We start from the raw sequence: 11,506 nt of genomic DNA, 5'->3' as shown, positions 1-11,506 counted from the left end.
TTATGTTTGTATTGAAAACTTGGTGGCCCTAAGCGCCCGTGTGGATATCTCGTAATACAGCATATTCAGATCCTATGAACTTCCGTATCTATCACCCAGCCGCTGCGCTGGCACCCTATGTAAAGCATTATTACCATTTGCAGAATGCGCAAAGTGGTTTGATTAATCTGCCTCAGAACCTTTTTTCTCTTGGAGACCTGTACATGGTATTCCTGCAGGAAGGAGAAGTGACATTTCAACCAAGCCAGCATGCTTCCTTCACCTTACCTTCAGCTTCAGTAGTCGGACATTTTACCTGTCATCACCAGATAAGGGTGAAAGGACCTGTAAAAATGACTGTGGTGCAACTGAACGCCTATGGCTGTTATAAGCTGGCTGGTCTGGACATGTCTGCCTTCAACAACTACTACCGCGATCTGCAGAAACATAATCATGCCGGCTGGCATCAGCTGTCGCAGGACTTAGCAGCTACTGCTGATCCTATCAGTCTGGATGTTACGCTGAACAACGCTTTCACTACTATGATCGCAGAGAATGGTCATTCTCTGAAACAGGTAGATGAAGTGGCTGATTACATGGTCCGCCACCAGGGTTATATCAATATAGACCGGTTGACAAGAAAATTCAAGACTTCCCGTCCTACCCTGGAAAGGAAGTTCATGGAAGTGATTGGCATTACCCCACAACTGTATGCACGTATGCTCCGTTTCAGAGATGCTATGCGTAACATGCAGAAAATGAATGTGGAACAATGGCAGTCATTCATCACTACCAACGATTATTACAATCATGCACAGTTCATACAGGACTTCCAGTTCTTTAAAGGGGAAACACCTGTAACGGAAAATATGCCGATTATTACGCAAATGCGTCCTATGGCTGTTGCCTGAACATCTTATAAACATATTATTAAGCAGTCTGCTGTATAGCAGACTGCTTTTTTTATTTATCTTCGGGATATGTCCACTTCTTCCAATGCTGCCTATTGGCGCGAACATCTGCAGTTACAGCCCCATGTTGAAGGGGGTGCTTTCAGGGAAACTTACCGTTCCCCTGCGATGTCGGGTAACAGGAACGCCTCTACCGGTATTTACTTTTTACTGGAGGATCATGTGTTCTCTGCCTTTCATCGTATAGCCTCTGATGAGATGTGGCATTTTTATGACGGAAACCCGTTACATATCTATGAGATAGACCCTTCCGGGAACCTTACCATACATAAACTGGGACTGAATATTCATCTGGGAGAATATCCCCAGCTGGTCATTACCGCAGGTAACTGGTTTGCTTCACGTGTAGCAGGAGAACAGGGCTTCACCCTGGTGGGATGTACCGTGGCACCGGGGTTCGACTTTGCCGACTTTGAAATGGGCAGCCGGAAAATGCTGCTGGAAACCTATCCGCAACATGCAGAGCTGATACAACAACTTACGAGAGAAGAATAACTTCAGCTATTTTTAATATTTTGCAGTTATCGCAGGGCATTCATCATTTTCCTTAGTTTTCCGTTATGAAAAGATTTTTTCGTTTCATTTTCTTTACATCACTCGTAATACTGATCTTCTGGCTGGGTAAGCAATACGGCAGCAAGAGCGTCAATCAAAGCATCCTTTCCAATAGTCTGATCGTTAAAGAGATAGCAGAACTGGCCAGCCTGGACGTACAGGGGGTAGCTAATATCAAACGCAGTAATATTGAGGAAGATGGTACCTGGACAAGCAACATGAAAAAGGCTTTCCTGGAGAATACCATCTGGGTATCTGTACCTTATGAAGCTAAATATGGGGTGGATGTGAGTGAAAAGAATTTTCACATCACATTGTCTGATAAGAAGATCATGGTAAAGCTGCCGGAGCCTCACCTGCTGAGTTATGAGCTGAAAGTAGACAAGATGGAGACTGCCAACCGCAAGGGATGGCTTTTGTTCCAGGATGATGAAACTTATACAGACGTACAAAAGAAACTATACCAGACTTCCAGGGAGCAACTGGAAAACAATCAACTATACCTCACCCAGTCGAAGGATAAGATCACTAAGATCATTAAGCAATATTACCAGCCATTTCTCGCCGATCATCAGCTGGAGATTACCTTTGATAACAAAGCCTATAATACGCTGAAATAAGGCCGTTTAAGCCGCATTTTTAGTGATGTATTTCACCAGGCAGCGCTTGGCGATCGGCAATAACGTTTCTTCTACCGGGAACACCAGTTTTGTATCTACACGGTACACTGCAGGATTGGGCAGTTTTTTACGCTGCCGGATCAGACTGGTTTTGATATGTTCGCAGGTATGCACCAGGTCCTTGATGTAGGTATCGATGTATTGCGTGTGAATGCCCCTGTACTTCTCGTCATGGCGCTCAAAGATACTCAGGCGGTATTCATACACCAGCGTCTGACGGTGGCCGCCATCGCACAGAAACAGGTATCCTTCCTGGGTATCCAGGGGAATGAGACCTACGGGGGAGATATTCAGGCTGTCTTCGACGAATTCATAGATTTCTGCACCTTCTTTGATGGTGAAGTTCAGCTTATGGATGGCAAACTGGATGATGCTTTCCAGTTCCTGCATCAGTTCGTCGTCTGCGATCATCTGTTCGTAGAGGAGTTGCAGGCGTTCGATGTTGATAGCTGTCAGGCGTTTAGGGAACTGTTGCTGCAGGAATTGTTTGTTCTCTTTGAAGGCCACGAGGTTGTTATAATGGAAGACAACATCCGCCAGCTGGGGATACAACTTATTTTCATTGAAATGACGGTTAATATGTTGCAGGTAGGCCAGTAAGGCGTATTTTTTCTGCTCAAAGTCGATATAACCGTCTGCAAACCAGGTTTCGCTCAGACTACTCATAGTAATAAAATTTAATGGATCGTTACTATTAATTTACGAAAAATGATGCAATTATCTATATAACATACGTGGTAATTTAGGCTTAAAGAAAATTTAAAAAGGGGGTAAAAGTCTTGCTATATGGGGTATTGGCACTGTAAAAATGACTTGTTTGAGTGCATTGTTAAATTATTTCTACGTGCTATGTATTTATTGAACTTATTTCTTTATCTTCAATATTATTTTTCATTTTTTTAATTTTTTAGTCATGAACATTTACGTAGCCAACCTGCACTACAGGTTGAACGATGAGGACCTTCACCAGATATTCAGCGAATTTGGCGAAGTGACTTCCGCTAAAATTATCAAGGACCATGAAACAGGCCGTTCACGCGGTTTCGGTTTCGTCGAGATGGCCAACCAGGAAGAAGGTAGCAAGGCTATGGACAGTTTGAACGGAACTGAAATTGAAGGCAAACAGCTGATGGTAAACGAAGCAAGACCTAAACAACCGAATAATAACTCTAGAGGTGGTGGATTTGGTGGTAACCGTGGCGGCGGCGGTGGATACGGCGGCGGCGGCGGTCGTGGTCGTTATTAATTCTGTTGACCAAAGCTCATTCGGTCAAGAAATTTATTAAGAAAGCCCCGGGCAATTTGCTTCGGGGCTTTTTTAATGATGAGTTGTTTTGTTAGTCTTCAATGTTTGTTCCTGTCAATAACATGATGTTATGATAGCGGAGATTCTTACCCCTGAATCTTTGTAAATAGTAGTCCAGATTAAGCTTCACATGTGGCTCGTGAGAGAGCTATATAACCTGCACGTTTATACTAAATCATGATGCGCAATGAGGTAATTGTGTGGTAAGAAGTTGTATGCTTATAGAAAAGTATGATATAGAATAAAACCGGAAAAAGCATTTTCTATCCCCAATTTTATGATGAAAATTTACATGCAGGCCCCCTAACGAAATAGACTATACTATTTTATTAAATAGCATTTTTACATGTTGACATCTCTCCTTCTGATAGCCTTAACAGCACTTCATATATATTAATATTTACATAAATTATAGTATTCATCCTTGCAAATCGAACATTTTATGTTATAATTGCAAGGATGATTGAACGAAAAGCTAAAGCAGAAATTATACAATTGCTGGAAGAATTCTCCGCTGTTGGGGTTTTAGGGCCACGTCAGGTGGGTAAAACCACCCTTGCGGAAGCTATTGCCAGCTCTTTCGAATTAAAACATATTTACCTGGACCTCGAAAGCCCTTCCGACCAGGCAAAATTGAATGAACCGGAGAGTTATTTTGAACTACACAAAGGGAAACTAATTGTCCTGGATGAAATCCAGCGTGTTCCTGAGCTATTTCAGATATTACGGGGGGTAATAGACCGGCAACGAAGAGAAGGTCATAAAACAGGACAGTTTCTCATTCTGGGATCTGCATCTCTGGATCTTTTGAAACAATCATCCGAATCTCTTGCAGGACGAATTGCTTATAAAGAATTATCTGGCTTAACAGCATCCGAAATTAATCAGACACAATGGTCTGATCAGGACCAACTATGGAACAGAGGTGGTTTCCCGGACAGTTTCCTGGCCAAAAGTGACGAAGCAAGTTTACGCTGGCGAATGAACTTTATCAGTACTTACCTGGAAAGGGATGTACCACAATTTGGCCCACGCATACCAGCAACCAGTTTAAGGCTTTTATGGACAATGTTAGCCCATAGTCAGGGTGGACAGATCAATATTGCACAAATAGGCGCTAACCTTGGTGTATCAGTTACAACAGCCAAACGATATATTGAGCTACTGGAAGATTTACTATTGATCAGAACATTACGTCCATGGTCGGGTAATATTGGAAAACGGCTTGTTAAAGCACCCAAAGTTTATATCCGGGATAGTGGTTTAACCCATGCGTTGCTGAATCTCACAACACTGGACGATATTCTGGGACATCCGGTTGTAGGAGCCAGCTGGGAAGGTTTTGTTATAGAAAATCTGATATCGTGTTTACCTATTGGAGTAACACCTTGGTTTTACAGAACATCGGCAGGAGCTGAAATAGATCTTGTACTTGAACAAAGTCCGAAGAAAAAATATGCTATTGAGATTAAGCGATCATTATCTCCATCTGTGTCAAAAGGATTCCATCTGGGATGTGAAGACATTCAGGCAACAGAGCGGTTTATCGTATACCCTGGAAAGGAAAGGATTCCCGCAGCTCATGGTATCACTATTATGCCTTTAGTTGATATGATGAATGAGTTATGCGAAATGAAATAAAAAAAGCCCGACTCCTTACACAGAAGCCGGGCTAAAAAAAAAGCGTTCTATTAATACTCTCTGTGAGAATCGAAATGTTCCAGTTCAGATGCAATAGCACTCAGGAAGGTAGATCCTAATGCACCATCCACAACACGGTGATCATAAGAAAGAGAGAGATACATCATATGACGGATCGCAATCGTATCACCATGTTCTGTTTCTATTACAACAGGACGCTTCTTGATAGTACCCACCGCCAGGATAGCTACCTGCGGCTGGTTGATAATAGGCGTTCCTGCCAGGCTGCCGAAGCTGCCGACATTCGTTAAGGTAATAGTACCATTCTGTGTAGCATCCGGTTTCAGGCGGTTCTGACGGGCAGCAGAGGCCAGGTTGTTCACCTGTTTGGTAAGGCCCACCAGGTTCAGCATGTCTGCATTACGGATCACAGGAACGATCAGGTTACCCGTTGGTAATGCCGTAGCCATACCCACATTGATATCCTTCTTGATAATGATCTTATCACCATCCAATGAACTGTTCAGCAGCGGATACTTTTTAATACACTTCACCAGTGCTTCTATAAACAACGGAGTAAAGGTGATCTTCTCTCCTTCCCTCTTTTCAAAGTCTTTCTTTACCTGGTCGCGCCAACGGACCATATTGGTTACGTCTGCCTCAGCAAAGCTGGTTACATGCGGACTGGTATGTTTGCTGCGCACCATATGATCTGCGATCATCTTACGCATACGGTCCATCTCTATGATCTCCACATTACCGCCGTAATTATGGCTGCTGCCATTACTGCTAACAGGATGCTGTATTGTTACAGATGGTGTAGTAGTATGTGCCACAGGAGCTTCTGCCGGTTTAGGCGGAGCCACATGCGGAGTAGCAACAGGAGCGGTAACAGCTGGAACAGCACCCTTGCCCTTGTTCTCAACATACTGCAGAATGTCTTTTTTAGTGACACGGCCTTCATTGCCGGTGCCAACAATTTTTTCCAGTTCTGCAAAGTTGATCCCTTCCTGCTGTGCGATCGTCAGCACCAGCGGAGAATAGAAACGGGCGCCACCAGTCACAAACTGGGGTTCAGTGTGTTCAACTGCCTGAGGAACTTCCTCTTCCGACGGCGCTTCTTCTGCCGGTTCAGTAGTCTCAGGTTCCGGCTCAGCCGCAGGTTCCTCTGCGCTGGTATTAATACGCGCAATGACAGCACCTACAGGTACTACGTCATTTTCTGCATAAAGTAGTTCGGTAATTTCTCCATCTGCGATAGAAGGTACTTCACTGTCCACCTTATCGGTAGCAATTTCAAGCAGGGTTTCCTCAGCTTTTACCTGATCCCCCGGCTTTTTATGCCAACGTAATATGGTGGCTTCCATAATACTTTCCCCCATTTTGGGCATTACCAGTTCTACAATGGCCATAAGATTGTTGTTTTGCTTTTTGGTATGGAAACAAAAGTAAGTTAAACTATCAACTTCCTCAATTCATTCATCGCATAGGCCGCTGTCAATTGAATATTACTGTAGCGGTCGTACCGGAGCTGGAACTTTACCGCTACCAGGTTTCCCGCACTACCAGCCGCTATCCATACAGTCCCAACGGGCTTTTCAGGGGTACCGCCATCGGGGCCCATGATGCCGGAAACTGCTATTATATAATCGGTTTTTAATCTATGTAACGCCCCCGCTGCCATTTCAAGTACCACCTGTTCACTGACCGCACCATAGGCATTGAGAGTGGCCGACTGTACCCCCAGCAGCTGCATCTTCATCTCATTGGAGTAACTCACAATACTGCCGGAATACCAGGCAGAACTACCCGGGATGAGAGTCATACTATGGGAAATGTACCCGCCGGTGCAACTTTCTGCGGTGCCTACGGTTTTATGGGAAGCCATTAAGGCACGCCCTATTACTTCCGCCATAGAGATATCCTGGTCTGCCACGGTGATGTCGGGCAAAAGAGCTTTCATCTGGTGGAACAAGATAGATAACTCAGCAGCAGTGGAGACTTTGTCGGCTCCCTGTGCGGTAAGGCGGAGTTTCAGGAGTCCGTAGGCTGGCAGGTAAGCCAGTTTGATATGAGAAGGTAAACCAGCTTCAAAGTCTACCAGTCTTTCGGCAACGAAAGACTCGCCCATACCGGAAGTAATCAACGTCTGGTGGACTACGGCAGGCGTGTTGAAATAATCCCGTAGCTTAGGCAGCACATGGGCTTCCATCAGACCTTTCATTTCATGGGGGACGCCCGGCATGGAGACATAAATCCTGCCATCCTTCTCGAACCACATGCCCGGAGCGGTGCCACGGGTATTATGCAGTACCGTGCAGACATCTGGTACCAGGGACTGGTCCACATTCCTTTGCAGCGTAGGTAATCCCCTGCTTTCGAAGAACTCCATCACCTGACGATAGGTGATCTCATCCCGCACCAGCTTTCCACCGAAATATTCCGTTAATACCGGTTTCGTAATATCATCGGCCGTAGGACCTAATCCACCTGTAATCAGTACAATATCTGATACCGCACCTTCTTTTTCCAGCGCTTCCAGAATGGCTTCCTTTACGTCCCCGATAGCTACCCGGCGCTGTACCCAGATCCCCATTGCATTCAGCTGCTGCGCCATCCAGGCAGAGTTGGTATCTATCGTTTGTCCGATCAGCAGTTCGTCACCTATAGTGATAATGCTGACAGTTACCTTTGCCAGTTCCTCGTCCATAATCAATGCTATTATTTTTCAAAAAAGGGAGCCAGTCGCTCCATCATTACCGGAGGCATTCCATATTTCGTTTTGGTGTCTGCATGCAGGAACACCAGGGTAGTGACCCCTATATTCAGCAATTCTCCTTTTTCATTGTACAGTTCTGAGTGGAACTGTATCTTATGACTAACAGGTAATTCTTTGAGTATAGTCTTTACTGTTATCAGATCATCGTAATAAGCAGGTCGCAGGTATTTAACATTTAACTCTGCCACTGGCATAATAATACCCTGTTTTTCCAACTCTGCATAAGTGAATCCCAGTGTTCGGATCGCTTCTGCCCTTCCTACTTCGTAATACAGTGCGTAATTACCATAATACAGATATCCCATCTGATCAGTTTCTCCGTAGCGCACACGGATGTCCGTTGTTGATATAAACATTTAGATGTATAAAATTATAGAATGGAAAAGTATAGAAAAAATATCAACAGGCAAAAGAAAGCGGGAATATTGTCTTCACAATTAGAATACAGCGGATTGCGGGGAGTGGGTTAACTGTATATTGTTCGATGGCAATAAACAGGGAGCGCCTAACTGAATGCTTAGATCGCCCCCCGATTGCAGCTTGCCATTACTTATTTAATATTGTAAATTCTGATCTGCGATTGGCCAGATGTTCTTCTTCTGAACAACGTACCCCATTGGCACAACGATTCAATAACCGGGTTTCTCCATATCCCTTTGCCACCAGACGATTACTGGCAATCCCCTTTTTGATCAGGTATGCCACAATAGATTCCGCACGGCGTTGGGATAACTTCAGGTTATAGCTGTCGCTCGCCCTGGAGTCTGTATGGGTAGCTATTTCGACATTCCAGGTAGAATTATCCTGTAGCAATTTTACCAGCTTATCCAATTCCGTTGCTGTACCTGGTTTGATATCTGCTTTAGCTACATCAAAATAAACGTTTTCAAGTTTAAATGTTTTATTAGGGACAGGCTGAGGCTCAGGGATTTTTTCCGGAACCTTTTCGGGGGCCTCCAGCATGGCATCATAGCGTAGATCACGTGATACTGATAATCCCTTTGTTGTTACAACGTCTCCTGTTACTGAATTATAATCCGTTTTTGCCACGCTTAATTCATATGATGATATGCTATCCAGCATAACATGATAGTGACCTTCTTCATCTGTCACAACTTTCAGTGGTATACCCGTTTCTTTGTTGTTGATTGTTACTTCTGCATTGGATAATGGTTTATTGGTTTTTTTGTCCAGTATATGACCGGACAAACTAAACAACAATATTCTTGCAGGAATAAAACGGTAAATATCATCATTCCCTTTTCCACCTGGTCTGTTAGAAGAGAAGTATATAGTCGTGCTGTCTAAAGCCGGTGCAAAATCGTCCTGGGGGCTATTTACCGGGATTCCCATATTCTTTGTTACCCAACGACCACTGGTTTTAATAGCTTTATAAATATCGAGTCCACCAATTCCGGGCTGTCCATCGGAAGCAAAATAAAATGTACCGGCTTTATCAAATACAGGTGTACGTTCATTACCCTGTGTATTGATTTCCGGCCCCATATTTACCGGCGTCTGCCATTTGCCATTTTCATCTACATGACTATAATAGATATCTGTGCCACCATATCCCTTATCTCCATAGTCAGCCACAAAATAAAGCTCCTGACCATCCGGGCTTATAAAAGGATCGCCCACCGGATAATTAAAGATGCCATTATAAGGAAATGGGGAAGACTGCTGCCATCTACCCGTGGCCGAATCCCATTGCTGTTCCATCACCTCGACATTTAATGTATAAGGTTCATCCTTTCCCAGCAGGGTACGTCCTTTCTTTTTCAGATCGGTTACCGCGTAATAAAGCTTTCTGCCATCGGCCGTATAACTGGCATTTGCGCTATGATAATCTCCATTGATATTGCGTGCAAGTAACTTTGTACTACTGCTATCCTGCCCGTTATTTTCATACAGATGCAGATAACTGTTGCCCGTCCAGCCATAGTATTTTTTCCTGATGTTAGTGGTGCTAAAAAAAGGGGTATGTTGCAGGGAATCATATGGGCGATCAGAGGCAAAAATAATTACGCCCTTGTTAAACGCTGTACCCCAATCAGACCACTGACTGTTCAATGCGTTTAAATTGTCCAGCGTCCCTTTAGCGGGTGATGATAGCCACTTAGCTGCGCTGTCACAACCGCTACGCATATTCTCTGCTGTTTTATCACCGTTCTTTTTATTTAAGTAACTATCCAGCATCTCTCTGGCGGCTGCATAATTGTTGTTGTTCATCAGTATTCCTGCATAATGTATTTCATCAGCAGCAGTGTGGTCCTGCATCGTCACCAATTTCGCATACCATGGTTCGGCTAGGGTGTAAGCACTCATCAGACGATAACTGTCAGCCATTCCACGAGCCGCAGCCGATGTTGCTTTTTTCTTATATGCTTTTTCATACAATGGTATGGCTTCCGCATAATTATACAACCTGGCCTGACTGTCAGCCTGCTTTTTGATATATTGCCCCTGTGTTGTTTTAAACATTAACACTGCCACCATTATGCTTAACAATGCGGGAAGATTATAGTTTCTTTTATCCATAATGACTTCTATATTTTATAAAAACCGTATTGCTTTCTGTTAAAAATATCTTGGAGACAACATCCTTGCCTTCGGACCTGCGAAAAAATAACTCAGTGAGAGTTCATGAGTAGTGTAGCTGGTTGCTCCCGTTCCATTTAAAGTCTGATCATAAGCATAACCTATCCTCAGTTTGCTATTGACGAATATTTCAACCATTCCCACAACAGCCCCCGCCTTGGTAACCGACTTATCTATATTGCTTCTGTTGAATAAAGCGCTGCGGTAACCGGCACCTATCCATAGTTTCTGGTCCAGCAGGAAAAAGGCATTCAAGTCCATACTGGTAGGGCCTGCAAAATCTTCTTTTATCAGGATGGAAGGTTTCATTAACACCTGATCTGACAACGCTAACAATCCACCTACGGTAAAATACAGGTGTGGTTTTAGCGGTACATAATTCTTCAACCCACCGGATTTCTGAAACGAACCTGTTATCAGATTATCAGCAGATATTCCACTGTAGAATCGTTCACTGTTATAAAAAATACCGACACGTACATCAGGCATAGAAGCCGTTTTCTTTGCATTCATTAACATAACGTCTGTCTGGGAGGCAGGATTCAATGCTTCCATATTCAGTCTCTGCTGCATAAACCCCGCGCCTATACCAATAGCCAGTGTCTTCTCCCCGGTTACATCCACAGGAATACGGTAAGCATAACTTCCGTATAAAGCTGTGTTTTTCTGTGCGCCTAACTGGTCGTTCATTACCTGCAGACCTAATCCTACGCGGTTATTATTCACAGTACCATCTGCTGCTGCAGAAAAGGTTTTAGGTGCACCGGGAAATCCGGCCCATTGTGTGCGGTAAAATACATTTACATTCCACTGTTCCCGGTAACCTGCATAAGCAGGGTTGATATATAACCCATTGAACATATACTGGCTAAACTGCACATCCTGCTGGCTATGCGCCGGAAAGTATGACAGCGCACATATTAACAGGAGAATAATCTTCGTAAAGTTTTTATTCATGATTTCTTTTTTTCTTTTTAGGTAAGACTGCCGGCGT

At 43.9% G+C, this 11,506-nt stretch carries 11 protein-coding genes; 5 read left to right on the top strand and 6 right to left on the bottom strand.

Annotation, left to right across the window (positions count from 1 at the left end):
- The first annotated feature begins 74 nt into the window (after window positions 1-74).
- The 3 genes from BMW86_RS18640 to BMW86_RS18630 all read left to right on the top strand — a co-directional run bounded on the left by BMW86_RS18640 (window position 75) and on the right by BMW86_RS18630 (window position 2,125).
- A complete protein-coding gene (locus tag BMW86_RS18640) occupies window positions 75-890 on the top strand; it encodes a DUF6597 domain-containing transcriptional factor (RefSeq protein WP_089783221.1) in 816 nt (271 codons plus the stop codon).
- 69 nt (window positions 891-959) lie between these two features.
- Entirely contained in the window at window positions 960-1,445 is a 486-nt protein-coding gene (locus tag BMW86_RS18635) for a cupin domain-containing protein (RefSeq protein ID WP_089783220.1), read from the top strand.
- A 65-nt stretch (window positions 1,446-1,510) separates the two neighbouring features.
- Window positions 1,511-2,125, top strand: coding sequence for a DUF4230 domain-containing protein (locus tag BMW86_RS18630; RefSeq protein ID WP_089783219.1), 615 nt, complete (start codon window positions 1,511-1,513; stop codon window positions 2,123-2,125).
- A 6-nt stretch (window positions 2,126-2,131) separates the two neighbouring features.
- Here the strand turns inward: BMW86_RS18630 and BMW86_RS18625 are convergent, their stop codons facing one another.
- Window positions 2,132-2,851, bottom strand: coding sequence for a hypothetical protein (locus BMW86_RS18625; RefSeq protein ID WP_089783218.1), 720 nt, complete (start codon window positions 2,849-2,851; stop codon window positions 2,132-2,134).
- 247 nt (window positions 2,852-3,098) lie between these two features.
- Between BMW86_RS18625 and BMW86_RS18620 the strand changes: the two genes are divergently transcribed.
- The gene (locus BMW86_RS18620; protein WP_089783217.1) at window positions 3,099-3,431 is read left to right on the top strand and encodes an RNA recognition motif domain-containing protein; all 333 of its coding nucleotides are present in this window, start codon (window positions 3,099-3,101) and stop codon (window positions 3,429-3,431) included.
- A 519-nt stretch (window positions 3,432-3,950) separates the two neighbouring features.
- On the top strand, window positions 3,951-5,132 hold the full coding sequence (locus BMW86_RS18615) for an ATP-binding protein (RefSeq protein ID WP_089783216.1): 1,182 nt from the start codon (window positions 3,951-3,953) through the stop codon (window positions 5,130-5,132).
- Between the two features lie 50 nt (window positions 5,133-5,182).
- On the opposite strand, the gene BMW86_RS18610 is transcribed toward BMW86_RS18615, so the two are convergent.
- From BMW86_RS18610 to BMW86_RS18590, 5 genes are all read right to left on the bottom strand, one after another.
- Entirely contained in the window at window positions 5,183-6,544 is a 1,362-nt protein-coding gene (locus BMW86_RS18610) for a dihydrolipoamide acetyltransferase family protein (protein WP_089783215.1), read from the bottom strand.
- Window positions 6,545-6,585: 41 nt separating this feature from the next.
- Window positions 6,586-7,842 carry a CinA family nicotinamide mononucleotide deamidase-related protein gene (locus BMW86_RS18605; protein ID WP_089783214.1) on the bottom strand — a complete coding sequence of 419 codons (1,257 nt, stop codon included), beginning with the start codon at window positions 7,840-7,842 and terminating at the stop codon, window positions 6,586-6,588.
- 11 nt (window positions 7,843-7,853) lie between these two features.
- Window positions 7,854-8,267, bottom strand: coding sequence for an acyl-CoA thioesterase (locus BMW86_RS18600; RefSeq protein WP_089783213.1), 414 nt, complete (start codon window positions 8,265-8,267; stop codon window positions 7,854-7,856).
- A 190-nt stretch (window positions 8,268-8,457) separates the two neighbouring features.
- Window positions 8,458-10,452 carry an OmpA family protein gene (locus tag BMW86_RS18595; protein ID WP_089783212.1) on the bottom strand — a complete coding sequence of 665 codons (1,995 nt, stop codon included), beginning with the start codon at window positions 10,450-10,452 and terminating at the stop codon, window positions 8,458-8,460.
- A 39-nt stretch (window positions 10,453-10,491) separates the two neighbouring features.
- Window positions 10,492-11,469: a PorP/SprF family type IX secretion system membrane protein gene (locus tag BMW86_RS18590; RefSeq protein ID WP_089783211.1), complete on the bottom strand. Its 978-nt coding sequence runs from the start codon at window positions 11,467-11,469 to the stop codon at window positions 10,492-10,494.
- Window positions 11,470-11,506: the final 37 nt, after the last annotated feature.

This window comes from Chitinophaga sp. YR573, assembly GCF_900110995.1.
Taxonomy (GTDB): Bacteria; Bacteroidota; Bacteroidia; order Chitinophagales; family Chitinophagaceae; genus Chitinophaga.
Note: the sequence above shows the minus strand (reverse complement) of the source record. Positions and strands in the feature narration are given on the sequence as shown.